Annotated in this window: 27 protein-coding genes; 17 read left to right on the top strand and 10 right to left on the bottom strand. The window is 72.2% G+C overall.

From position 1 onward, the window contains the following. Positions 1–52: 52 nt before the first annotated feature. The 3 genes from ACGFSC_RS16210 (at position 53) to ACGFSC_RS16200 (ending at position 2,992) form a co-directional block, all read left to right on the top strand. The gene (locus ACGFSC_RS16210) at positions 53–709 is read left to right on the top strand and encodes a hypothetical protein (protein WP_359897662.1); all 657 of its coding nucleotides are present in this window, start codon (positions 53–55) and stop codon (positions 707–709) included. 1,238 nt (positions 710–1,947) lie between these two features. Then, on the top strand, positions 1,948–2,250 hold the full coding sequence (locus tag ACGFSC_RS16205) for a hypothetical protein (protein WP_359897663.1): 303 nt from the start codon (positions 1,948–1,950) through the stop codon (positions 2,248–2,250). A 223-nt stretch (positions 2,251–2,473) separates the two neighbouring features. Beyond that, complete coding sequence (locus ACGFSC_RS16200; protein ID WP_359897665.1) at positions 2,474–2,992, top strand: hypothetical protein; 519 nt, start codon at positions 2,474–2,476, stop codon at positions 2,990–2,992. 12 nt (positions 2,993–3,004) lie between these two features. Here the strand turns inward: ACGFSC_RS16200 and ACGFSC_RS16195 are convergent, their stop codons facing one another. Continuing rightward, positions 3,005–3,406: a DUF4440 domain-containing protein gene (locus tag ACGFSC_RS16195; protein ID WP_359897667.1), complete on the bottom strand. Its 402-nt coding sequence runs from the start codon at positions 3,404–3,406 to the stop codon at positions 3,005–3,007. Positions 3,407–3,430: 24 nt separating this feature from the next. Here ACGFSC_RS16195 and ACGFSC_RS16190 point away from each other — a divergent pair, with 24 nt between their 5' ends. Then, on the top strand, positions 3,431–3,826 hold the full coding sequence (locus tag ACGFSC_RS16190; protein WP_359897668.1) for a helix-turn-helix domain-containing protein: 396 nt from the start codon (positions 3,431–3,433) through the stop codon (positions 3,824–3,826). A gap of 75 nt (positions 3,827–3,901) precedes the next feature. On the opposite strand, the gene ACGFSC_RS16185 is transcribed toward ACGFSC_RS16190, so the two are convergent. Both ACGFSC_RS16185 and ACGFSC_RS16180 read right to left on the bottom strand, forming a co-directional pair. Continuing rightward, complete coding sequence (locus tag ACGFSC_RS16185; protein WP_359897669.1) at positions 3,902–5,170, bottom strand: acetylhydrolase; 1,269 nt, start codon at positions 5,168–5,170, stop codon at positions 3,902–3,904. A gap of 376 nt (positions 5,171–5,546) precedes the next feature. Beyond that, complete coding sequence (locus ACGFSC_RS16180) at positions 5,547–6,500, bottom strand: phosphatidylinositol-specific phospholipase C (RefSeq protein ID WP_359897670.1); 954 nt, start codon at positions 6,498–6,500, stop codon at positions 5,547–5,549. 283 nt (positions 6,501–6,783) lie between these two features. Here ACGFSC_RS16180 and ACGFSC_RS16175 point away from each other — a divergent pair, with 283 nt between their 5' ends. Continuing rightward, complete coding sequence (locus tag ACGFSC_RS16175) at positions 6,784–7,137, top strand: hypothetical protein (protein WP_359897671.1); 354 nt, start codon at positions 6,784–6,786, stop codon at positions 7,135–7,137. Between the two features lie 96 nt (positions 7,138–7,233). After that, on the top strand, positions 7,234–7,500 hold the full coding sequence (locus tag ACGFSC_RS16170) for a hypothetical protein (protein ID WP_053111985.1): 267 nt from the start codon (positions 7,234–7,236) through the stop codon (positions 7,498–7,500). On the opposite strand, the gene ACGFSC_RS16165 is transcribed toward ACGFSC_RS16170, so the two are convergent. The 4 genes from ACGFSC_RS16165 to ACGFSC_RS16150 form a co-directional block, all read right to left on the bottom strand. Then, positions 7,407–7,799, bottom strand: a complete 393-nt coding sequence (locus ACGFSC_RS16165; RefSeq protein ID WP_392863521.1) for a DUF6584 family protein — start codon at positions 7,797–7,799, stop codon at positions 7,407–7,409. The genes ACGFSC_RS16170 and ACGFSC_RS16165 overlap by 94 nt on opposite strands. A gap of 86 nt (positions 7,800–7,885) precedes the next feature. Then, entirely contained in the window at positions 7,886–8,728 is an 843-nt protein-coding gene (locus ACGFSC_RS16160) for a methyltransferase domain-containing protein (protein ID WP_359897672.1), read from the bottom strand. Positions 8,729–8,961: 233 nt separating this feature from the next. Continuing rightward, entirely contained in the window at positions 8,962–9,642 is a 681-nt protein-coding gene (locus ACGFSC_RS16155; protein ID WP_359897673.1) for a ferredoxin, read from the bottom strand. 386 nt (positions 9,643–10,028) lie between these two features. Then, on the bottom strand, positions 10,029–10,466 hold the full coding sequence (locus ACGFSC_RS16150; RefSeq protein WP_359897674.1) for an ArsI/CadI family heavy metal resistance metalloenzyme: 438 nt from the start codon (positions 10,464–10,466) through the stop codon (positions 10,029–10,031). Positions 10,467–10,607: 141 nt separating this feature from the next. Here ACGFSC_RS16150 and ACGFSC_RS16145 point away from each other — a divergent pair, with 141 nt between their 5' ends. From ACGFSC_RS16145 to ACGFSC_RS16125, 5 genes are read left to right on the top strand one after another with little or no spacing between them, the layout of a single operon-like run. Further along, entirely contained in the window at positions 10,608–10,988 is a 381-nt protein-coding gene (locus tag ACGFSC_RS16145) for a metalloregulator ArsR/SmtB family transcription factor (RefSeq protein WP_359897675.1), read from the top strand. Then, the gene (arsB, locus tag ACGFSC_RS16140; RefSeq protein WP_359897676.1) at positions 10,985–12,139 is read left to right on the top strand and encodes an ACR3 family arsenite efflux transporter; all 1,155 of its coding nucleotides are present in this window, start codon (positions 10,985–10,987) and stop codon (positions 12,137–12,139) included. The genes ACGFSC_RS16145 and arsB overlap by 4 nt, the downstream gene beginning before the upstream one ends. Next, entirely contained in the window at positions 12,132–12,548 is a 417-nt protein-coding gene (locus ACGFSC_RS16135) for an arsenate reductase ArsC (protein WP_359897677.1), read from the top strand. Before arsB ends, ACGFSC_RS16135 begins: the two co-directional genes overlap by 8 nt. Then, on the top strand, positions 12,545–12,931 hold the full coding sequence (locus ACGFSC_RS16130; RefSeq protein WP_359897678.1) for a hypothetical protein: 387 nt from the start codon (positions 12,545–12,547) through the stop codon (positions 12,929–12,931). The genes ACGFSC_RS16135 and ACGFSC_RS16130 overlap by 4 nt, the downstream gene beginning before the upstream one ends. 21 nt (positions 12,932–12,952) lie before the next feature. Next, positions 12,953–13,459, top strand: a complete 507-nt coding sequence (locus tag ACGFSC_RS16125) for a DUF2199 domain-containing protein (protein WP_359897679.1) — start codon at positions 12,953–12,955, stop codon at positions 13,457–13,459. A gap of 159 nt (positions 13,460–13,618) precedes the next feature. Here the strand turns inward: ACGFSC_RS16125 and ACGFSC_RS16120 are convergent, their stop codons facing one another. After that, positions 13,619–13,960: an Ig-like domain-containing protein gene (locus ACGFSC_RS16120; RefSeq protein ID WP_359897681.1), complete on the bottom strand. Its 342-nt coding sequence runs from the start codon at positions 13,958–13,960 to the stop codon at positions 13,619–13,621. A gap of 174 nt (positions 13,961–14,134) precedes the next feature. On the opposite strand from ACGFSC_RS16120, the gene ACGFSC_RS16115 reads away from it, so the two are divergent. Beyond that, on the top strand, positions 14,135–14,518 hold the full coding sequence (locus ACGFSC_RS16115; RefSeq protein ID WP_359897682.1) for a VOC family protein: 384 nt from the start codon (positions 14,135–14,137) through the stop codon (positions 14,516–14,518). 157 nt (positions 14,519–14,675) lie between these two features. Here ACGFSC_RS16115 and ACGFSC_RS16110 read toward each other — a convergent pair whose 3' ends face one another. Then, positions 14,676–15,542 (bottom strand): DUF3592 domain-containing protein, encoded by an 867-nt coding sequence (locus ACGFSC_RS16110; RefSeq protein WP_359897683.1) that lies wholly within the window; start codon positions 15,540–15,542, stop codon positions 14,676–14,678. A 33-nt stretch (positions 15,543–15,575) separates the two neighbouring features. After that, positions 15,576–16,679 carry a hypothetical protein gene (locus ACGFSC_RS16105; RefSeq protein ID WP_359897684.1) on the bottom strand — a complete coding sequence of 368 codons (1,104 nt, stop codon included), beginning with the start codon at positions 16,677–16,679 and terminating at the stop codon, positions 15,576–15,578. A gap of 200 nt (positions 16,680–16,879) precedes the next feature. Between ACGFSC_RS16105 and ACGFSC_RS16100 the strand changes: the two genes are divergently transcribed. The 5 genes from ACGFSC_RS16100 (at position 16,880) to ACGFSC_RS16080 (ending at position 23,289) form a co-directional block, all read left to right on the top strand. After that, positions 16,880–17,365 carry a ricin-type beta-trefoil lectin domain protein gene (locus tag ACGFSC_RS16100; protein ID WP_359897685.1) on the top strand — a complete coding sequence of 162 codons (486 nt, stop codon included), beginning with the start codon at positions 16,880–16,882 and terminating at the stop codon, positions 17,363–17,365. Between the two features lie 316 nt (positions 17,366–17,681). After that, positions 17,682–19,658 carry an FAD/NAD(P)-binding protein gene (locus ACGFSC_RS16095; protein ID WP_359897686.1) on the top strand — a complete coding sequence of 659 codons (1,977 nt, stop codon included), beginning with the start codon at positions 17,682–17,684 and terminating at the stop codon, positions 19,656–19,658. Beyond that, positions 19,659–20,885, top strand: coding sequence for a putative PEP-binding protein (locus tag ACGFSC_RS16090; RefSeq protein WP_359897687.1), 1,227 nt, complete (start codon positions 19,659–19,661; stop codon positions 20,883–20,885). Between the two features lie 193 nt (positions 20,886–21,078). Next, positions 21,079–22,884, top strand: coding sequence for a CocE/NonD family hydrolase C-terminal non-catalytic domain-containing protein (locus ACGFSC_RS16085; RefSeq protein ID WP_359897688.1), 1,806 nt, complete (start codon positions 21,079–21,081; stop codon positions 22,882–22,884). A gap of 171 nt (positions 22,885–23,055) precedes the next feature. Continuing rightward, positions 23,056–23,289: a helix-turn-helix transcriptional regulator gene (locus tag ACGFSC_RS16080; protein WP_359913507.1), complete on the top strand. Its 234-nt coding sequence runs from the start codon at positions 23,056–23,058 to the stop codon at positions 23,287–23,289. The last annotated feature ends 6 nt before the right edge of the window (positions 23,290–23,295 follow it).

Below are 23,295 nucleotides of genomic sequence, written 5' to 3'. Positions count from 1 at the left end.
TGCGTCACTGAGATTGCGGTATGAGTAAGAGAAACGGTTTTGAGCAAGGGAGGTGAGCGACGTGACGGGACGCTCTGCGATGTTCTGTGCTGTCCTCGTGGGCGTGCTGTGCGGCGTCAGTGCGTGCACCGGGGCGTCGGGGGGCGACGGGCCGACTGCCGCGGGCGGGGCCGCATCGACGGCCGCGGCAGAGCACGCGTTCCCGGAGAGCTTCAAGAAGCTGATCCTTCGTACGGCGAAGGCGGACGGGACGGCACCGGCGGGTGACCGGTTCACTGTGATCGAGTACGACGGCGGGTACGATCCGGAGCTGATCTGGCAGGCGGAGAAGACCGGCGATCTCTGTGTTGCATCGGAGATCGTCACGGCCGGGAGATGTAAGACGGAGAAGCAGATTGCCGAGAAGCGGCTCCCCGGCGTCGACCTCTTCGGGGACTCCGGGCTGTTCAACCGCCAGGAAGATCCGTGGTGGGCGGTGCGGGTGATGGCCAGCGGTGAGACGATCGACCATCTGTCTTGTCAGGGAAAGAACTTCCCCGTCCGTCAGGTGTACTCGATCAGTCTGGCCGGTGCCCAGCGCATCATCTACACCGCCGCCATCCCGAGGAATCTCCAGGGCGAGTACCGAGTGGCCGTCCAGAGGGACGGGCAGTCGGACGAGGAGCGTCTCGATCTCGGACTGGAGAAGGGCTACGTCGTGCAGTGCTGAGCCGACGTGGTCGGCGTGCCTGACGGTGGCGGGGGCGGCCTTCGGGGCGTTCCCGCCGCCTGTGTTCGGCGAGAACCTTGGACGGGGCTCTGTTGAGGACCGGCGAATCCTGCTGTGGGGGCCGTTGACCTTGGCTCTGGTCACAGCCCTGCAGGGGTCGACGTCCCGTACGACGGTGCCACGGGAAGCAATCTATGGAGGGGGAGGTGGTGGACGTGGTGGGACGCTCCGCTATGTTCCGTGCTGTTCTCGTGGGCGTGCTGTGCGGTGCGAGTCCATGCACCGGTGCACCCGGTGGGAACGATGCTGCATCAGGTGCGTCTGCCACACCTGAGTCTGCGGGGGGCGTTCGGTCGAGCCTTTCCGGGGCCGACGGTGTCGGAGGAGTTCAGGCAGTAGGTTCTGCGGCTCGCCAAGGAGAACGGCAATGCCCCGGCCGGTGGCGAATTCGCGGTCGCGCCGTACGACAGCGGCTACGGGCCCGAGCTGACCTGGCAGGCCGAGAAGACCGGTGTGCCATCTGCTCGGCGTCGCCGGGGATCGCCACGCGTGGATGCGTTCCGCTCGCGGACATCATAGGGAGGCAGAACCCCGGAGTTGGCATCTTCCTCGGTGGCAGCCTGTGCAACGGCCAGTGGTTGGTGATGCTGAGGCCAGCGGTGAGACGATCGATCAGGTCTCCTGTCAAGGGCGGACCTTCCCCGCGCGGAAGGCGCACTCGGTCAATGTTGACGGTGTGCTCCACACCCTCCACACGGATGGTCGCCATACCGCGACGCCTCCAAGGCGAGTACCGGGCGGCGGTTCGGCGCGACGGTGCGCCGGTCGAGGATCGCGTGGCGCTCGACATGGAGAAGATTTCCGTGCAGTGCCGAGAGCTCGACCTGTGTGCGGGTGCCCCGCCTCCCTGAGCGGGACGCGGGGCACAGCCTCATACGCCGGGACGCGGTTCACCGGGAGCCACGGTCAGTGGGGGGAAGAGGAGTGATCGGGTGACAAAGCCGGGTCGAGGGTCTTCGAGACCCTGCGGGACTACAGCCGAGGCAGGACTGCCAGACTTTCCTGCACGAGGAATACAGGGGGCAGGTGGCCGGCCTGGGCGCCCGTCCGCGGGGGAGTGAACAGCGATCGTTCTCAAGGGTGTAGTGCGTCGGGGCGGGAGCGGCCTGGCCGTCGCCGTGGCGTCGGTGTTGCCGTTGGCGGTGGGGTGTTCGGCCGGGCCCGACGGGAAGCCGCCGGTGGTCGGGACCTGGAAGTCGGGCATCGGGTCGATCCAGTTCCTGGAGGGCGGCAAGCTCGGGGAGGTGAGCCTGCTGCCTGCCGCATGCCGTGGGGAGAAGTCGCCCACGCCGGTGCAGTTCACCGGCACGTGGAAGCATGGCAAGGTGGAGGACGCCGGGACCGGAGCGTGGGCCACGTTGACGTCCGTCGCCGGCTATCCGACGTGCGAGAGGTACTTCCAGTACTTCACGTACGAGGGGCAGGAGCGGCTGCAGCTGACCGGGGTCTCGATGGCCGATGAGGCCTTCGTCCGGCAGTAGTCCACCAGCCGTCAGGGTGCAGTAGGACAAGCTCAGGGAGCGCTCCATCCGGCGAACGGACGGGGCGCTCCCGGTGCTTGCCCGTTGGCAGGGTGCTGTTGGGGGGCCGGGGAAAAGGAGAGGTGCTCCGAGTGGTTGCAGGTGGAGGCGGGGACCTCACCGGGGAGCCGTTCCTCCGGCGAGAGGGACATGCGATCGGCACCGTGGTGGAATGATCGGGTTCGTGGACCGCCCTCGTGTGAAGCAGCGCTCAAGGCCCCTGGCCGCGCTGGTCGTTCCGGCCCTGGCACTGATCACCGGCCTGCCGCTGGTGGCGTCCTGTACGGCGGCGGAGCCCCCGACGCCGACGCCGACGGTGCGGACGGACCTCGACCCGCTGAAGCGTCGCTTTCCGCAGTTGGGTTCGCTGTCCGGGGCCACGTGGGTCAGCCGGGTGTTGACCCAGAACTCCGTGGATTGGGTTCCCGGACCGACCGACGTGAGCCTGGACGGGGTGGCGCAGGTCGAGCCGGCGACGCTGGCGGCGATCACGTCGAGCGGAACGTGGGAGGAGACCGTCATCGAGTGCGGGGTCCCGGAGGAGATCGCCACTGAGGTGGGTGGCGCGACCGGATGGCTCCACAGCACGGCCTTCGACGAGTCGATCACCCGGACCCAGTATTCGGGGAGCTTCTACTTCGACAAGCAGACCGGCCGGGTCTACTTCTGCACGGTCAACCCGAAGGTGCGGACCGAGGGTTGAGCGGTCGCCCGGTCACGGCCGGGCGGCTGTGCCGAAGGGGTTGTCGATCACGTAGTGCCAGTGGCCGGCCGGGTCGCGGCGGGCGACGTCGGTGGCGGTGCCGGTGAGGTGGATGTCGGTGCCGTCGGGGGTGGTGCCGGTGATCTCCCAGTCGACGATGAGCAGGGCGATGTCGTCGGCGACGTAGGTGTGCCGGGGGCGGACGGTGATGGGCAGGCCGAGAGCGAGGAACTCGGCGTTGGCGCGGTGGAGTTCGTGGCCCGTGGTGGTGGCGCCGGGGGTGGGGACGAAGACCGCGCCGGGCTCGTAGACCCGGGCGAGCAGTTCCGGGCGGCCGGAGTTGAAGGCGGCGGCGAAGACGGCCGGGTGTTGTGCCGGGTCGGTGCTCGGGGGGAGGGTGGTGGGGTGAGTCATGCGAGCAGTGAAGACCGGCCCGGCGTGGGTCACCAAACGGGAAGTGACGGGTGGGGTGAGCGGGGCTGGGACGAGGAGCTGGTGCCGGACGGGCGCGGCCGCACCGCCCGTCCGGAGCCGGACTGTCCGGTGGAGGTGGCGCTCGCGGCGGTGGCCGGCCGGTGGACGACGCTGGTGCTGCGCGAGCTGATGCACGGGCCCGCCTCGTACGGGGAGTTGCGGGAGCGGCTGCCGGAGATCAGCTCGAAGGTGCTCGCGGAGCGTCTGCAGACGTTGGGTGAGCGGGAGTTGGCGGTGCGGGAGCGGCGGCGTGGGTTCCCGGTGCGGACCTCGTACCGGTTGACGCCGGCCGGGGAGGCGCTGCGGCCGCTGCTGGTGGAGCTGTACCGGACGGGTGTGGCGTTGGCGGGGCGCGGCTAGGGGCGGGCGGCCGCACCCCCGTGGCGGCCGCCCGCCGCCGTGCCGGGCTTACGGCGCCCGCGGCCGTACGAGGTCCTACGGGTGGTGGACGACCTCGGGGAAGGCCTTCGACGGGCCGTCGAGCAGCTTGCCGCAGTGGCGGCCCCGCAGGTGGAGGTCGAAGAAGGCGCGCGGGTAGGCCTGCTGGATGAGGACGCCGCGGTCGGGGTCGAGGGTGCCGACCTGGGACTGGATCTGCTCCTCGGTCAGGCCGATCAGCCGGCCCGCCTGCGGGATCAGCGTCATGTTGTCGCCGTACGAGTTGTGCACGGCGCCGGTGGCCTGGACGTCGAGGCGCCAGCCGCGCAGGTGGCCCCAGAAGGTCGCGATGTAGGGGCTGGTCGCCCGGGTGTAGTTGGCGGTCATCATCATGAACGGACGGTCGATGTCGGTGGTGATGGCGGGGTTCGACTCCATTCGCCCGTCCAGGGTCAGCCCGGCGCGGATGCGCTGGTCGGCGACCATGGCGAGGCCGACGGCGGTGCCGCCCTTGGACCAGCCGAAGGCGCCGATGTTCCGGGCGTCGAGGCCGCCGAGCAGGCCGTTCGGCAGGGTGCGGCCGTCGACGTCGGGGTTGCGGCCGTTGGCGAGGTCGACGACGCGGTCGAGCAGGAAGAGCAGGTCGGCGGCGTAGTCCCTCGGGTACAGGCCCGGGGCGACGCCGTCCCGGGTGACGACGGTCCCGTCCGGGAATTCGGTGATGCCGTCGTGGGTGTGGTCGACGGTGACGACGGCGAAGCCGTGGCTGGCCAACTCCTGGACCACGATGGTGTGGTCGCCGCGGTGGCCGCCCGCGCCGTGCGAGTAGAGGATGACCGGCAGCGGCCGGCCGGCCCGGTGGACGGGTGCGCCCTGGTGGCCGGCGGTGAGCGGGGCGAGCGAGACCGGGAGGGGGAAGCCGACATCGTCGAGAAAGGCCTTGAGCGCGCCCTCGGTCATCCAGGGGGCGAGCGGGTAGGCGGCGGCGTCCGCGGTCCGGGCCGGGTACCAGACGGTGGCCATCAGCTCGCGGAACTTGCCGGGCCGGGCGTTCGGGTCCGGCCGGGACTCGTCGCGCAGGTGCAGCGGCACCATGCCGACCGGGAAGGGGCCGGTGGGCGCGGCCAGGGTGAGGCGGGAGGGGGACGCGGCGCCGGAGGAGGGGGCGGGAGCGGCGGCCGGGGCGGCAGCGGGAGCGGCCGAGGCGGTGCGGGCGAGGCCCAGCGGTGCGACGGCGCCGAGGGCGAGCGCGGTGCCCAGCATGCGGCGGCGGGTCGGTCCGGTACGGCGTGCGGTCGGCGTGGTGTCCAGCGGCGTGGTGTCCATGCGTGGAACGCTGTCACGCGGGCCGGGTGGGCAACATCAGCCCGTCGATTGATCCTTCGTCACGTCGTATTGGCCCACGGGTTTACATCCCCGGGCTGATGCGGACGGCACCGACGAGCGCCAACGGGCGCCAACGAGCAGCAGACGGCACCGGCAGGCGGTAGCGGCAGACGGCAACGCGGCGCCGCCGGGGCGACGCCGCGTTGCCGGCCATGACCACGGGTCGGGCGTTCCCGGCCCGCTTCGTACCGGATCCCGTGTGACTGCTCCCTGTTCCACCGGTCCGCGTGCGTCGGTGGAGGCGGAGCGGTCGCGGTGCGGAGAACGCGTCACATCGGGGCGCGGGTGGAACACGAATTCGTCAACTACCGCTTGTTCAGATGAAGTTCTTGTCGATCAGCATCTGCAGGACGTTGACGTGGAAGTCCGGGAAATCCATCGGCACGATGCCGAACCGGGCGCGCTGCTGGGTGCGGGCGTTCAGATACGGGTAGACCGTGCGGTCCATCAGGGCCTGCGAGCTGGTTTTCGGCCAGTAACCACCGGCGTAGGAGAGGAAGTTGACGAACATCTTCGAGTGGCCCGGGTTGAGGAAGGCCTTGTCGAACTGGGCGACGATGCGCCCGCCCTTCGTCCCCAGCGGGTCGAGGCCGCCGGTCTGCCAGAGGTCCTGGGTGTCGAACCAGCCGTTCTCGCCGCTGGACCAGTCGATCAGGCCCCACGGGTTGGCGAAGTCGGCGATCAGGACGACCTTCCCGCGGGCGGTGGCGAGCGTCGGCCACCCGTAGAAGTGGAACAGGCCGCGGTAGCCCAGGTCGTCGAAGTAGTGGTTGACCCGCCGCATGAACTCGGCGTCGTCGAGCGACTGGCCGCCGGCGCGCTCGTTGCGCAGGCGCATCAGGACGGTCTCGCCGGGGTGCGACTGGAGAAAGGTTCGGCACCGGTCGAGCACGTCCTGGAGCCGGATGTGCTGGTAGGCGTCGGAGTGGTAGATCCCGAGCTCGTCGGGCGCGCCCTGGAGGCCGTTGCAGCGGATGTCGAGGAAGCGGACCCCCTCGGCCAACTGCTGGGGGATTCCCCAGTTCTGGGTGTGCGACCACTCGGTGCCGTAGGCGGGGTTCTCGCAGCAGGAGTCGTGGGTGCCGGGGATGGTGAGGTCGAGCAGTGAGAGGTCGCCGCTCAGGCGGCTCATCCAGCTGTCCGTCGGCAGGCCGCGCGGGGTGGTGGCGCCGGCGGCCGCCCACGCGGCGCCCGGCTGGGCGATGCCCGTGACAATGGCGGCGCCCAATCCCGCGCCCCACTTGAGTAGTTCACGACGTGCGATGCCCATGGTGCGGCTCCTTGGGGGTCCGGTCGCTGCGGTGCAGTGCGGTGTGGCGCAGTGCGGTCGGTGGTGCGGTGCGGTCGGTCGTGCGAGGGGCGTTGTCATCCTGGAGTACGCGGGCACGGCTTTGACAGGTCCGTGACGCCGAAATTCGGGGCTGTGTGTCGTCGGGCCCACGTGCTTTCGGGTCCACGCGTGTTCGTGCCCGGGAACCGCACGGGGCTCCGGAGGCGTGTGCGTCCGGGAACGTGGGCGTGGGCGAGGGGGACCGGCGGGGATGACGGCATCGGTGGAGCGCAACAGATCGCACGGCTGCGGGTGGTACGCCGCCGGACCGCTGCTCGCGGCGGCGGTCACCGTCCTGGGGGCGCTGCTGGTCGCGCGCAGGTGGGCGGACTGCCCGCGGGGGATGGACGTGCCGACCCGGGTGTCGATGGCGCTGAGCCTGCCGGTCGGCTGGATCGGAATGACCGTGCTGCTGGTCCTCCTGCAGGCCGTCCTGGTGGCCGTGCTGCCCGAGGGCACCGAGCCGGAGGTGAAGTGGGTCGTGCTGGTGGTGGCGGCCGTGCTGCTGTTCCTGCTGTACGTCTTCGGGATGGGCTCCCCGGACACGGGGCCTGGCGGCTCCTGCTACCGCGGCTAGCGGACCGGCCCCGGCCCGGGGGCCCGCGCCACCGGGACCCCTCGGCGGGGTGAAGATCGAAATGCGCGGACGGCCGCCGCCCGCCACGGTGGGACCGTGGCTGCGATCGTCGTCCTCTTCGAACTGGCCCCGGACCAGGCCCTCGGACCCGAGGGCGTCGGCCCGGGCGTGGTCGCGGTGCACGCCGCCGGCCAGGATCCGGACGTCCCGGAGGACCCGCAGGCGCGCACTCTCTGCGGGCTGGACACCGCCCCGATGGAGCACGCCCACTACCGTCCCGCCCGGCCGGGTGAGCCGTGGTACCCGCCCGAGCTGGAGCAGCAGCGGTGCCGGCTCTGCGAGGCGGCGCTGCACCGGCTCTGAGCGAAGGGCCGGGGGCATCGGAGCGCCGCAGTGCCGGACGGCCGGAGCGCCGGAGCGCCGGGGCACCGGAGTACCGGAGTCAGAGCCACCAGCGGACGAAGGTGACGGCGCCGAGCACCGCGAAGCCCAGGAGCACCAGCCCGGTGAGGACGAGACCGGTCCGCGTCGAGGTGCGCCCAGCGGCCCGCCTCGGCCGGCTCGCCGTACAGGTGGTAGACCTCGGCCAGCCGCCGCCTCACCGTGAGCTCCGCCGGGTACGAGGCCGCCAGGCCGCGCTGGCGCAGCCGGGTGACGGGTATGCGGCCGGCGTGAAGGTCCGCGTCGACCTTCGCCAGGGTGGTCTCAACCCCGGCGGCCGGTCGGCGCCACCGGTGGGCGCCGCCGGTCAGCGTGGCCGGTGGGCGACCGCGGCGAACATCGCCACCGACAGGTGGAACGTCCCGTGTTCGGCGGCCGCGTCGAGGTCGGCGTAGAGCCGGTCGCGCTGCTCCTCGGTGATCAGGCCCCGGCCGACGGCCGCCGCGCCGATCCCGCGGACGATCGGCCGGGTGACCGTGCGGGAGTCGTGCAGCAGGACGTCGGCGCCGAGGTGGTCGACGGCCAGTCCGGCCTCGACCAGCAGGCCCGCGAGGCGGCGCCCGGCGTCCGGGGTGGCGGCGGTGCCCTCGACGACGGCCGCCAGGGCGGGGCGGATCTCCGGGGCGGCCGGATGGAGCACGAAGGTGGCCCAGTCGGTGTCCAGCAGCGCGATCCGGCCGCCCGGACGCAGCACCCGGGCCATCTCGGCGACGGCCTTCGCCGGATCGGGGAGGTGCTGGAGGACGCGCTCGCACCAGACCACGTCCAACTCCCCGTCGGGCAGTGGCAGGTCGAGCGCGTCGCCGTCCAGGAAGCGGGCCGCGCTGCCGGCCTCGGCGGCGCGCTGCTCGGCGACGGCCCGGAGCCCGGGGTTGGGTTCGAGGCCGATCGCGGTGCCGGTGGCGCGGTCCGTCGCCCCGGCCCCCGGGGCGGCCGCGGCCGCGAGCACCTGGGTCTCCGACCCGGTGCCGGCGCCGACGTCCAGCGCGCGCTCCCCGGGGCGTACGGCGAGCTGTGCGTGCGCCCACGCGCGCAGCCGCCGCACCCCGGGGTTGGCCGCCTGGGCGTCCAGTACGGCGATGAGCCGGTCGGTGACGGCCGGGTCGGTGTTGGCGGCGTTGAAGGACGAGGTGGGGTGCGGGTCGCTCATGGCCGCCACCCTAAAGGAATGTGACGATCCATCAGTGATCACCCCACTGTGATCTCGCGGATCAGTGCAAGGTGTTCACGGCGGCCCGGACGGTCTCCTCGAAGGCGGGGACGGTCTCCTCGAAGGCGGGACGTCGGGCCGGGTCCGGTTGCTCTCCCACTCGACGATGGCGACGGTGCTGCCGTCCTGTCCCACGCCGAATGGAGAGTCGCGGTAGCCCGGGGCGCGGGCCGTCAGAGCTCCGGGAGCGCCTCCCCGGTCTGCGGCTCGCGGCCCTCGGCGAGCCAGAACAGGTAGCCGCGCAGGTAGGCCTCCAGCCCGTCGTCCAGGTAGGCGGCGTACTGCCGCAGGGCCTCCGGCTCGTTCCGGCCGTCGTCGCCCAGTTCCAGCTCGCCCGTGATCCAGGCCCGCACCTCGTCCCGGCGCGACCACCAGTCGCGCACCGCCTGCGGGGTCCAGTGCCGGTCGCCGTCCCAGGCGTAGCCGCCCAGCGGCTCGCCGTGGGCGATCTCCACCAGGGCGGCCACCTCGCGGGGGTTGGCGGGCTGGCGGTGGACGAACTCGCAGTGCTCGTCGCCCGAGAGCACGTGCTCGGGGAGGTAGTACGGGCCGTTCAGCCCGCTGTCGGTCTCGCCGGCGTAGAACGGGCCCGGCACGTTCAGCCGGCTGCGCTGCTCCCAGCGGCCGTCGCCCACGGAACCGGTCATCTCCCGCGCGGCCGGCAGCGGGTCCCAGTAGGCCCGCTCCTGCCACGGCCCTTCCACGGGGTGGCGGAGCAGCCGCCCGCGCATCCGTGCGGCGGCTTGCCGCAACTCCGCCTCGTGCGAGAACGGTACGGCCCGTCGGCTGCCCCGCGCCCGGTCCAGGAGCCGGGCCCATCGGCCGACCAGCCCGCCCACCTGCGTCTTTCCCATGCGGCTCACCCTAGACGGGTAGATCCGAAGGTCCGACCCCCCAAAGGGTCGAGGTGTCCAGGATCAGCTTGTGACGACCGGGCTGAACACCCTCGACGCGTCTGTCCGGCGGTGGCACGGGCCCCGCTGGACGGACACGGTGCGGATCACCGGGGCATGCCTCCGTGCGGGCTGTTGACCACCGGCGGCAGAGACCCTTCGGCGAGGTGGAAGTGTCCGGGGGAGTGGTCGATGTGAAGGTGGCCGCCGTCGTCGGCGGAAGCCGTGCCGCGGGGCGTCGCGGACGTACTGGCGGAAGTCCGACGCGCGGAAGCCCCGGGTCGAAGGACGTGGGCCCGGGAGGCGGAGTGGGAAGTCGGCCGGGCCGACTTCCCACTCCGGGCGGTTCAGCGGGACGCCTCGCCGGTGCCCGTGCAGCAGGCCTCCGGTGCGCCGGCGGCGCTCTTGCCGAGGCTGTCGGCGTCGGCCTTGACGACGTAGACCTCCCAGGGCTCCTTGCCGGGGGCGGTCACCCAGACCTTGTCCTGGACGGCGTAGCAGCAGGAGGTGTCGTTCTCCTCGAAGGTGGCGAGGCCGGCCTCGCGCAGGCGGGTGGTGGCGGCGGTGACCTGCTCGGTGGAGGCGACCTCGACGCCGAGGTGGTCGAGGCGGGTGTCCTCGCCGGGCTCGCCCTCGATGAGGACGAGCTTCAGCGGGGGCTCGGTGACGGCGAAGTTGGCGTAGCCGGGGCGGCGCTTGGCGGGCTCGGTGCCGAAGAGCTTGGAGTAGAAGGCGATGGAGCCTTCGAGGTCGGCGACGCGCAGGGCGAGCTGGACACGGGACACGGTGGCCTCCAACGGGCTGGAAGGGCTGGAAGGGCTCGAAGGGAGCAAAGGGCTGGAAGGGAGCAAAGGACCGAACGAGCCTGTATCGATGTCTGTCGATTCAGCCTTGCACTCTGGATCGATATTCGTCAACATAGAAGCATGTCGAAACAGGAACTCCCGCTGCTCGATCGGGACGACGCCGCGGACGGCTGCTGCCCCCGGCTGCTGAGCGCCCCGCTGGACGCTGACCAGGCCGCCGAACTGGCGCCGCTCTTCAAGGCCTTGGGCGATCCGGTGCGGCTGCGGCTGCTGTCGATGATCGCCTCCGGCGCCGGAGGCGAGGTGTGCGTCTGCGACCTGACGCCGGCCTTCGACCTGTCCCAGCCGACGATCTCCCACCACCTGAAGCTGCTGCGGCAGGCCGGGCTGATCGACTCCGAGCGCCGCGGTACCTGGGTGTACTACCGACTGGTCCCCGAGACGACCGACCGCCTCGCGGGCATCCTCACCCGCCGGGCGTCCCTCGGCGCCGCCGAGTGAGCGCCGAAGCGGGGGCGCCCGCCCCGGTGGCCGGCCGGCTGTCGTTCACCGACCGCTACCTCGCGCTGTGGATCCTCGTCGCGATGGTCCTCGGCATCGGCCTCGGCCGGCTCGTCCCCGGCCTGGGCGACGCGCTCGCGAAGGTGACCGTCACCGGCGTCTCCCTGCCGATCGCGCTCGGCCTGCTGGTGATGATGTACCCGGTGCTCGCCAAGGTCCGCTACGACCGCCTGGACACCGTCACCCGCGACCGCCGCCTGCTGCTCCCCTCCCTGCTGCTGAACTGGCTCGTCGGGCCCGCCCTGATGTTCGCCCTCGCCTGGCTCCTGCTGCCCGACCTGCCGGAGTACCGCACCGGGCTGATCGTCGTCGGCCTCGCCCGCTGCATCGCCATGGTGATCATCTGGAACGACCTGGCCGGCGGCGACCGAGAGGCCGCCGCCGTCCTCGTCGCCCTGAACTCGCTCTTCCAGGTGGTCGCCTTCGGCGCGCTGGGCTGGTTCTACCTGTCCGTGCTGCCCGGGTGGCTCGGCCTGGAGCGGACCGCGCTCGACGTCCCGGTGTGGGAGATCGCCCGCAGCGTGCTGATCTTCCTCGGCATCCCGCTCGCCGCCGGCTACCTCACCCGCCGCCTGGGCGAGAAGGCCCGCGGCCGTGCCTGGTACGAGACGGCGCTGCTGCCGCGCATCGGCCCGTTCGCGCTGTACGGGCTGCTGTTCACGATCGTCGTCCTGTTCGCGCTCCAGGGCCGCGCCATCACCGCGCAGCCCCTGGACGTCGCCCGGATCGCGCTGCCGCTGCTGGTCTACTTCGCCGTCATGTGGGCCGGTTCCCTGGCGCTGGGCCGCGCGGTGGGACTGGACCACCCGCGCGCCACCACCCTCGCGTTCACCGCGGCGGGCAACAACTTCGAACTGGCCATCGCCGTCGCCATCGCCACCTTCGGCGCCGCGAGCGGCCAGGCCCTCGCCGGAGTGGTCGGCCCGCTGATCGAGGTGCCCGTCCTGATCGGCCTCGTCCACGTGGCCCTCGCCGCCCGCCGGTACTTCCCCCGGCCCGCCACCCCCACCCCCACCGCCACCCCCACCGCCACCCCCACCCCCACCACCTCCACCACCGCCCCCGAACCCGAAGGTTCCGCCCGTGTCTGAGTCCAAGCCGTCCGTGCTGTTCGTCTGCGTGCACAACGCCGGCCGCTCCCAGATGGCCGCCGCCTTCCTCACCCGGCTCGGCGGGGACCGGGTCGAGGTCCGGTCGGCCGGGTCGGCGCCCGCCGACTCCGTCAATCCGGCCGCGGTCCGGGCGATGGCCGAGGTGGGGATCGACCTCTCCGCCGAGACGCCCAAGGTGCTCACCGTCGAGGCGGTCCGGGCCTCGGACGTGGTGATCACCATGGGCTGCGGCGACGCCTGCCCGTACTTCCCCGGAAAGCGCTACCTGGACTGGCAGTTGGCGGACCCGGCGGGCCGGGGCGTCGACGCCGTCCGCCCGATCCGCGACGCGATCGAGCAGCGTGTCCGCGCCCTGATGGCGGAACTCGGCATCGAGGCCGCCGCATGAGCGGGGTGGTGAACGTCGCCGCGATGACCCCGGCGCACGCCGCGCAGGTCCTGGAGATCTACCGGTCGGACATCGACGGCGGCGACGCCACCTTCGAGACCGGCGTGCCGGGTTGGGAGGCGTTCGACGCGGCGCGCACGGCCGAGCACCGCCTCGTCGCCCTCGACGGGTCCGGTGGGTCCGACGGGTCCGGCGGGTCCGGCGGGTTCGAGGGGTTCGACCGGGTGCTCGGCTGGGTCGCGGGGGCGGGGCGTCGGCGCCGCCCTCCTGGAGCGCCGCAGCCCGGCGGTCGGCTGACCGGACCGCTGACCGAACGGCCCGCCGGACCGCTTGCCGAACGGCCCGCCGGACCGCTTGCCGGACCACCCCCGAACCGCCTCTGACCAGCCCGTTAGGCTCGCACCATGACTGCCGACGACCACCACACGTGCGCGTGCTGCGCGGAACGCCACGACGGCCCGCCGCTGTCCTACGGGGCTCCGGCGCCGGTGGGCTGGAAGCCGCGGTACTCCCGGCGCCGGGACAGCGAGCTGACCGCCGACCAGTGCGTGGTCAAGGGCCGGCACTTCTACGTCCACGGCCTGATCGAGATACCGGTGCGTGACAGCGGCGAAACGTTCTCGTGGGGCGTGTGGGTCTCCTTGAGCGAGCAGAACTTCGCCCGGACGCACGACCTGTGGGACGATCCGGCACGGGAGCAGGAGCCCCCGTACTTCGGCTGGCTCTCCTCCGAGCTGCCCGTCTATCCTGACTCGACCCTCCTGCTCAAGACCCACGTCCACACCCGCGCGGTCGGCCGGCGTCCGCTGATCGAACTGGAACCGACCGATCATCCCCTCGCGGTCGAGCAGCGCGAAGGGATCACCACCGGCCGCGTGCGGGAGTTCGCGGACCTGCTCCTTCGGGGCTGACGGCCTCCGGCTCGCCGACCGTCCCCGGGCCGCTGCTTCCCGCCGACGGTACGCAACAGCCGGCCACGGTGCGCAGTGCGCAGCGCGCGGTTCGCGGTGCGCGGTGCATGCCGCGCGGTGCCGTGGCCGGCCGGTGCGCGCACGGCCGGCCGAGGTGTGTCAGACGCCGACCGCGGTGCCGGCGTGGGCGGAGGCCGCCTGGTACTCGTCGTCGCCCTCGAACCGGGCTTCGCAGCCGGTGGCGAGGGTGCTGGCGACGATGACCGGGTCGAGGATCTTGGATCCGGAGTTCAGCTTGGCGATCCCGCTCTGGTCGGTGGTCGCGGAGCCGACCCGCTGGCCGCTCGCCGTGCTGTAGAAGGTGATCTCCCGCCCCACGATCGGCTTGCCGTCCGTGTCGGTCAGCGTGGCCTCGAAGTCGCCGCTGATCGGGGCGTGGGCGACCACGTGGCCGCTGACCGTACGTGCTGTGAGCTGGACTGGCTTCTTCTCGGAAGTCATGGTGTAACCTCCCGGATGCTCTGGGCTACTACCTCCACCGTAGGCACGTCCGTGACGGCTTGCACGCGGGCCGTGACGCCGCCCGGGGGGCCGCACGGGCAGCCCGGGCCGCACGGGCGGGAGACCGGGACAACCCGGTGGAGTTCGGGGCGGGGATCGGGGAGACTCGCGCGCATGGTTTCGGTACTGCAGAACGTGGCGATCGACTGCGCGGACGCCTATGGGCTGGCGCGCTTCTGGAGCGGTGTGACCGGCAGGCCGCTGGACCCCGACTGCCGGCCGGGGGACCACGAGACCCAGGTGCTGCTGGCGGAGGGCCCGGTCCTGTACTTCAACCAGGTGCCCGAGGCGAAGACGGTCAAGAACCGGGTCCACCTGTGCCTGCGGCCCGAGACCTCGCGCGACCAGGAGGTGGAGCGGCTGCTCGGCCTCGGCGCCGCCCTCGTCGGCGACCACCGGAACCCCGACGGTTCGGGTTGGGCGGTCCTCGCCGATCCCGAGGGCAACGAGTTCTGCGTGCTGCGCAGCGACTCCGACCGGGCGGCCGCGCACCCCTGAGGGTGCCGGGGCGGGCCACGCGCGCACGGAGCCGGGGCGGTGCGGACGGCGGGACGGACGGCGGTGCGGACGGCGGGACGGACGGCGGCGCGCACGCGGAGCCCCCTCGACGGCCCACCGCCCCTCCGGCGATGGGCCGTTGGCGGGCCGTCGAGCGCTACAGGCGGAGCAGGACCACGCCCGTGACGGTCGTCGCCGCGGCGACGACCAGGACCGTCACCGCGCAGCCGACGTTCCCCGCCACGGACCGGCGGGTGGCCGCGAGGTCCGGCGTGAAGTCGGCCGGGTCGGCGGGGGAGTAGTGGATCGTGAGGTCCCCGCCGACCGGGACGGCGGAGTCCGGCAGGCCCGAGGGGTAGTAGGCGGTGACGGCCGTCCCTTCCTCGGTGGTGAAGGCGACGACCGGCGTCCGGCTGCTCTGGGTGCCGCCCTCCCCGTCGCTCTCGACGTTCCTGAGGACGGCGACGACCCGCCCAGGGACGGGCAGCATGGCGGACAACTCGGCGAGCCGCTTCTTCGTCGTCTGCTTCTCCCCGGGCAGGTAGAACGCGCCGAGGACGGTGGCCGGACCGCAGGTCGCGACCAGGGCCCACGGCCAGCCCCGGTCGATCGAGAGGACGACCACCAGCCCGACGTAGATCAGGAACACCGCGGTGTGGGGCCAGGCGAGCCCTTGCCGCCCCGCCTGGAGGTCGCTGACGAACCGGAAGGCGTGCGGCCTCCCGCGCGGGTAGCGGATCCCGACCTCCCGGCCCACCCAGGCCGTGCTGATCCGGTCGCCGGTCCCGCTGTCGTTGGTGACGACGAACTCCTCGCCGGTGGACGGGTCCTGGAAGCGGACGACCACCGCTATCCCGTCGTTCGGGGAGCTCCCGTTGCGCGGCTCCCCCACCCGTTCGATCCGCCCTTTCACCCGTACGGCCCGCTGCGCCTTGGTCAGGCCGGCCAGCGACCGGCCGTACCCGACCAGCGCCACGGCGCCGAACACCCCGCACCACAGGGCCAGGATTCCGTGCCAGTTCATGTGTGCCCCGCTCCCGTCCGTCCTGTCCGTGGTTCAGTGCGCCGAGGTGCGCCGCAGCACCCGGCCCTGTCCGTCCGCCTCCAGCACGGCGGCGCCCCCGGGCCCGGCCACGGTGACCGTGATGGTGACGGGGCCGTTGGTGCGGAGGACGGTGATGCTCCAGGCCTGCGGGGCGTGGACGCCGAGGGTGGTCCTGGCCTCGTCGACCAGGGCCGGGAACCGCTCGTAGGGCAGTGACAGCGGATCGAACTCCCGGGTCTTCGAGTCGGTCGAGGAGAACGTCAGCGCCAGCAGGCTGTCCGTCACCTGCAGGGTCGTCACCGGGCCCGCTTCGCCGTTCCGCGTCAACGAGTTGACGGCCCGCCCCAACTCGCCTTCGTCGAGGAAGGACTGCCCGGGGCCGAGCACGACGGTGCCGGACCCGGCCGTCACCACCTTGGTCGACCACGACGAGGAGGCGGAGGCCGAGGCCGAGGGGCTCGCGGAGGAGGACGGCGGGCCGGCGGGTTCGTCCTCGAACAGGTCCACCCGGAACAGGAGGACGACGGCCGCCGCGGCGAGCAGCAGACCGAGGAACCCGAGGAAGGGGACGGCGCAGCTGTCGGACGGTTCGCTCACCTTGGTCGAGGCGGGCGCGGAGTCGAGCAGTGCCCCGGCCGCCCGCTCCTCCCACTCCGGGGTCGGCCGCTTCACGATGCGCACGGCTGCCGGCCGGTCCGGCGGGTAGCGGACCACCAGGACGCCGCGCGGCCGGTAGTCGGGGAGGTCGGCGACGTGGATGTCCTGGGTGAACTCCACCCGGAACGTCGGGCCTTCGTCCGGCACGACGGTGAGGTCGAACCGCACCGCCCGGTCGGTCACCTCGCCCGTCGGGACGTCCAGGCTCTCGATCATCGCGAGCGCCGTCCGCGGGACGACGGCCGCCTCCCGGGCCCGTCGCGGCAGGCCGGCGAGGAGGAGCAGCAGGCCGTAGGCGATGGGAAGGCCCAGGCCGGCGACGAACAGCGCCGGCTCGTCGACGACGACGCCGACGACCATCGCGGCGAGCGATCCTCCGATCACGCCTCCGGTCAGGAAGCCGCGGGCGAGGGCGACCGGCGTGTTGCGCGTGGGCGGCGCACCGGTGGTGATCGTCATACCGGTGATTGTGCCGGGCGGGAGCGACGGCGGACAGGCCCGGAGCCGACAAGCTTGCGCCGTCCCAGTGAAACGCCGGAATCGGTCGGGGCGTCCAGCGTGTCGCCGACCCAACCGGCCCGCCCTGCCCCTGACTTCACGGCGGACCGGCTCCGACCGGCCGGCCCGTGAACCCCCGACCCCCCGAACCAGGAGCAGCAGTGCGAATCCCCCAGAAGCCCGCCGTCGTCCTCGCGGCCGCCGTCGCCCTCGCCGGCCTCACCGCCCTCGGCGGCGGCCCGGCCACGGCCGCCCCGCGGGACCCGGTCGCCGTGTCCCTCCAGGTGTCGAGCGACGGCACCAACCTCGACGAGTACGAGGGCGGCGAGGTCTGGACCCGGGACGCCCGACTCACCTTCCAGGACTGGGTGATCAGCCAGCTCGACGACGGCAGCTTCCGCATCAAGGGCACCCACTACGACCGGTGCGTCACCGACAACGGTGTCGGGAACCCCGTGACCCTGAAGGGCTGCAACGCGAACGACCCCGCCCAGCGGTGGATCTTCGACATCGGCTCCGAGCGCACCGTCGTCGAGAGCGTCAAGGACCGCCGCACGGGCCTCCAGGCCAACGGTCCGAACCAGCCGGTCACCCTGGAGCCGCTGGACGACAACCCGGCCCAGGAGTGGACGCCGTACCAGAAGTGACGGAGGGTCCCCCCGCCGCGGCCCGCCGCCGAACGGTGCCGAACGGCGTCGAACAACGCCGAGCGGCGTCGGGGCCGGGCCGCGGCCGCGCCGCCGTCAGTCGTACACGGCGGTGAAGTCCCGGCCGAGCGCGGCGTACCGGTCCAACTCGTCTTTCGTGACAAGTCGTCATGGTCGGCGGATCACCTGTTCTAGGATCCTGGGGCACTTCGGACAGCGCGTCGCTCCGTCCGAGCCGCACTTCCTCAGCAGACCACGTGCCCGGCGTTCGGGACAGGAGAGCCGGGTTCCCATCCTTCGATGCGGAGGCTTGACCATGAGTCGAACGGGTACGCGTCCAAGAGTCCTCATAGTCGGGGCGGGCCTGGCCGGCACCGCCACGGCCATCCGGCTGCTCTGCTTCGCGCGCAGACCGCTGGAGATCGTCCTGCTGGAACGACGCTCCGACTACCGCTCGGCGGGCGTCGCCTACCACCGGGACGGCAACCCCTGGGACTACGTGTTCAACATCCAGGCGGGCCGGATGTCGGTGTTCCGCGAGGACGTCCTCGACTTCGTCCGCTGGGCCAACCACGAGGCCGACCGCAGCGGCTGGCCGGAGCCCTGGGCCGGGCTCCGGTTCGTCGAGCAGGGGCCGGCGCCCCGGCGGATCTTCCAGGACTACCTGAGCGACCGGCTGGCCGAGGCGAGGCGCGAAGCGCTTCCCGGTGTCGTGCTCGTCGAAGCGGAGGGCGAGGCGGTCGACCTGGAAGTCCGGCCCACCGGCGTAGATGTGACGATCGAACAGTCGTCGGGCCGCGGGGGCGAAGCCGACCGGAGCCCGGAGGCGACCGTGCTCCGCGCCGACCAGGTCGTCCTCGCGACCGGCCTCGAACTCCGGGAGCCGGTCTTCGCCTCCGAGGTCCGCACCCACGCCTCCTTCGTGCGGAACCCCTACTCGGCGGCCGGAATCCGCAAGCTCGTCTCGCTCCCGTCCGAGTCGACGGTCGCCATCGTCGGCTCCGTGCTGAGCGCCTACGACTCGGCGGGCCTGCTGCTGCGCCAGGGCCACACCGGGAGGATCCATCTGATCTCCAGGACCGGGACGATGTTCCGGACGTACCCCGGCGGCCACGAGCACGGGGTGCTGCGCCTGCCCTGTCCGAAGACGCTGCTGGAGCCGTACCGGAACCGTGAGGAGTTCCTCGTCCGGATCCGGGCCGAGTGGGACACGGCGTGCTCGACGGTCGTCCGGGAGCATCCCGACGTCTCCCCGGTGGTGGTCGCCGAGCGGGTGGTCAAGGCGTGGGAGCCGCACCTCCCCGAGGCCATCGAGCGCATCCCCACCGCGGAACTGCGGGGCCTGCTGGACGAGTTCGGCACCGCGCTGGCCGCGCTGCGGGTCGGGGTGCTGGAGTACACGATGGCGGTCGTCGAGCGCGCCCTGCACGCGGCGGACGGAGCGGTGCGGCTGGTCGTCGGCAAGGTGGAGGCGGTCAGGCCGGCGGAGTCGGGCCGGCTGGCCGTGTCGGTCGCCTCCCCGCAGGAGGAGCACACCATCGAGGCCGACCTGGTGGTGTCCAACTTCGGCCGGGAGTCGGACTACAGCAGGGTCGACCGGCCGCTCTGGCGGAACCTCCTGCGGCGGGGGATCGCGGAGCCCCACGCGCGCACCGGGCGCGGCCTGGAGGTCGACGGACGGGGGGTGCTGCTGGGCCCCGGCGGGGTGGCGGGCCCGGTGTCCGCGGTCGGCGCGCTGCGCGAGGGCGACGAGATCGTGCGGAACGGCCGGACCGGTGCGTTCACCTTCAATCTCGCCGCCATCAAGAACCATTCGATCGCGGTAGCCGCGCACGTGATCGAGCAACTGGAAGTGGAAGAGGACGTTTCGGCTCGGATCGCGGAGCGGAGTTCGGCTCGGACTTCGGGGTGGACTTCGGAGTGGACTTCGGTGGGCAGTCCGGCTCGAAGCACGGCCGGAAGAACGGCCGAAAGCGTGGCCGGTCGCCGCGGGGGTGTCGGCAATCTGGAGGAAGCGGCCCGGGGGGAATTCGAGGACGCTGTGGTACTGGAGGCCAGGAGATTGGCCTCGCGCGGTCGAATTGAACGGAACCTGCTCGATTCCCGACTGGACGCCTGTATCCGGTCCATGGGTGAACGTCCGGCCGCTGCGGTGGATGCCGCCCGGTACGACCGCCTGATGAGGGCGGTCGTCAACCGGGCCGCGGTCGAACGACTCACCGATGTCTCCGTGACACCACGACAACTGCGCCGACAGCTGGGAATGGCGACCGCCGAAGAACAGGAGGAATAGGTGGACGGGCGACGGATTCAGGGATCCCTGCTGACCGGTGGTGCACAGAGCGAAGTGCGGGGCACCTGCAACCGCACGAGACATCCGCTCGAGGGATCCATCCTCGTCGCCCCTTCCCTCGACGCCGGCCTGTACGAGGCGATCGTGGCGGCGCGCGCGGTGGTCTGCGGTTCGGGCGGGCTGACCGGCCACATGCAGTCGCTCTGCCGGGGCAGGGGAATTCCCGTGCTCCGCGTCGACGAGGCGGACCTCGACGACCTGGTCGGCGAGGCGGTGCTGGACCTCGACGGCGAGTCGATCGTCGTCGAGTCCGGTGCGGGCGCCGGGGCCGACGCGGACGCCGGGGCCGGGGCCCCCTCGCCGGCCGACCTCGGCGCGGCGTGCGCGGTCATCGCGGACCTCCAGGACATCAGCGCGATCAACTCCTGCGGGCCGGACGCGAAGCGGGTCGACTGCTTCTTCATCCGGGAGGAGTTCCTCTGCCTGGCGGCGGGCCTGAGTCCGCTCGACTCCCTGGAGGGCGGCCCGGCCGAAGCGGCGGTCTACGGGCGGGCGCTCGCCGACCGGCTGTGCGCCTTCACCGAGGCGCTGCTGCCCGGCCAGCGGCTGATCCTGAGGATGCTCGACCTCCGCTCCGACCACGCCGCCAGCGTCACCGAGCTGGCCCCGGTCGCGGTCGAGCCCAACCCCGAGCTGGGCCTGCACGGCGCACGCTGGCTGCTGGGGTCGACCGCCTACCGGGAGGCGTTGCACGCCATGCTCGGCTCGCTGCGCGAGCGGCTCGGCGACGGCGCGGGCCGGGTGCACCTCTCCGTCCCGTTCCTCAACGACGCGGAGGAGTTCGCCCAGCTCAGGAAGCACCTCGAACTGCCCGCCGGGGTGCCGCTGTCCGCGTTCATCGAGACACCGGCGGCGGTGCACGCCACGGCGGAGATCTGCGCCGCCGGCGCCAGCGAACTGTTCGTCGGGGTGAAGGACCTGGTGCAGTTCTACCTGGCCGCGGACCGAGGCAACCACCTGGTGGCGGAGTCCTACCAGACCCGGCACCCGGCCGTCCTGGACGGGCTGCGCAGGGTGGTGGAGTCGGCCCGCGCCGCGGGGACCCCGGTGAAGGTGTTCGCGCTGGGCACGGACCTCGCCCACTACCTCGCCCACGTGCCCACTCCGGACGGCTACATGATGTGCACCGCCGAACTCCGGCAGCTGGTGCTCGACTCGCGGCCCTGACCGGGCGGGCGGGTGGCGGTCAGGGCCGCCACCCGCCCGCTGCGAGGTCGGGCGCGGATACTACAACTCTATTGTCATAGACAAGAGTTGATCGGTGCTCCATCCATTTCAGTGAATCTGACGCCTCATCAGTTTCGTTTCGCCCGCCGTGATCAAGGATGCGAACAGTATCCGTCACGGAAGGGTGGTTCGCATGACCAGCGTCAGTGGAGAGCCGATCCCGGCGATCACCGAGGCCACGCTCGCCGACGTCGCCGACAACGGACTCCGGGGGCCCGGCACCACCGTCAACCAGGCCGTCATCGACCTCGGCAACGCCCTGCAGGCGGCCGCCCAGGGCGACGGGACGGTACAGCTCCCGCCGGAACTGGCCGAGCTGGTGGCCAAGGTGCGGCAGATCGCCGACGTCGACGTCACCGGGATCGAGGTGGAGGAGGACATCCGCCTGTCGGCGTTCCGCATCAGGCTGAGGGGCGACGAGCCGCGCCCGGTCGTGATCGTGCCGGCCGGCTGGAACCCGCTCGGCTGGCTGCCCTTCGTCTACGGCTACATCAAGCTGGCGCTGCGCGGCTACCACGTCCTGGCCTACACCCCGCGGGGCCTCGGCTACCCGGGCTGGATCTCCACCTCCGGCGGCCGCGTCGACGTCGCCGGGCCCGCCGACTGGGCCGACGGGGCGAAGGTGATCACCCACGCGGAGGGCTGGTGCGAACCGCGCAAGGTCGGCTTCCTCGGCGTGTCCTACGGCTCCGGGATCAGCCAGCTGGTCGCCGCGCACGACCCCGACGAGCGGGTGGCCGCCGTGGTCGCGCTGAGCACCTGGGGCAACCTGGCCACCAGTCTCTACGACAACGACACCCGGCACCTCAAGGCCGTTGAACTGCTGGTCGGCTTCACCGGCGGGGAGAGGCAGGACAAGTTCGACGCGGAGACCCTGGACATCCTCGACAAGTTCGACCAGAACCGCGACCTCGACGACGTGATCGCCTGGGGCAACAGGCGCTCCCCGGAGACGTACATCGGCGAGACCAACCGGCTGGGCATCCCGACCTTCGTCTCCAACACCTGGCACGAGACGCTCTTCCCGGCCTCCTCGGTGATCGACGTCTACAACCGGCTGACGGTGCCCAAGCAGCTGAACCTGTGGATCGGCGACCACGGCGCGCCCGAGGGCGCCGGCATGTCCGGCCTGCTGACCCACCTGCCGTTCCCCGGCCTGGCGGATCCCCTCCGGGAGGCCTACGAATTCCTGGACCACCACCTGCTGGGCGCCGACAACGAGGCGCCGAACCGCAAGCAGGTGACCAGCCAGGTGATGTTCACCTACAGGACCAAGCCCGTGCTGGGCGGCGGCAACCGGATCACCGAGCCCGCCCGCCGCGAGTCGCGCGACTCGTGGGCGGACGTCACCACCGGCGAGGAGACGTGGTACCTCACCGGCGTCAACGGCGACGGTGACGGCGCGCTGGCCGACAAGCAGAACGACGGCTGGTCGCGGAGCTTCACCGCGGGCGTGGAGACCAGGGCGACGGCGGTGGACGCCGTGATGGACACCGGCCAGAAGGAGTGGACGGGCAACCCCCGGAAGTACGTGCTGTCCGAGTTCGAGCGGGAGAACCTGCTGGTCTGGTCGACCGACCCGCTGACCGGGCAGGGGGAGACGGCCCGCCGGATCCGGGGCGCCGCGCAGGTCCGGCTGACCGTGCGCAGCACCGAGGACGCCGCCACCCTGGTGGCCTACCTGTTCGACGTCGCCCCGGACGGTACGGCGCGGATCGTCACCCACGAGCCGTACACCGTGCTCGGTCTGACTCCCGGAAAGGACACCACCGTCGGCTGGACGCTCCAGCCCGCCGCGTACGACGTGCCGACCGGCCACCGGCTGGCGCTGGTCGTCAACAGCCGTGACCAGCTGTACTCCTACGCCGCGGAGCGCGGCACCGTCACCGTCGGCTCGCCGAGCGGCAACGAGTCCCGCCTGGAGCTGCCGCTGGGCTGAACCCCGGAGTCGCCCCCGCGGCACGTCGCCGTCCGGCGGCGGGCCGCGGGGAGTCGAGTGGCGGCGCGGGGACCCCAAGCGGAGGTCAAGGAACCTTGACCTCCGCTTGGGGTCCCCTTCCGCTGATCGCGTGCCAGACTGTGCGCCCCGCAGGCCGATGAGGAGAGTTCGGTGGATCTGGCGCGCCCCCTGATCGAGGACTTCCCCGCCCATCCGGACGGCGACCCGGCCGAGGCCCTGGCCCGCGCCGTCCGTGCCCGCCGCGGCGACCTCGGCCTCACCCTCGGCGACCTCGCCGCCCGGGCGGGCCTCCCGGAGGCCGACGTCCGGGCCGTCGAGGCCGGGCACGCGAGGCCCACCCTGGCGCTGCTCACGGTGCTGTCGCACGCGCTGCGCAAGGAGTAGCGGGGG

The organism is Kitasatospora sp. NPDC048715, from assembly GCF_043198905.1.
In the GTDB taxonomy this organism is placed as follows: domain Bacteria; phylum Actinomycetota; class Actinomycetes; order Streptomycetales; family Streptomycetaceae; genus Kitasatospora; species Kitasatospora lactacystinica.
Note: the sequence above shows the minus strand (reverse complement) of the source record. Positions and strands in the feature narration are given on the sequence as shown.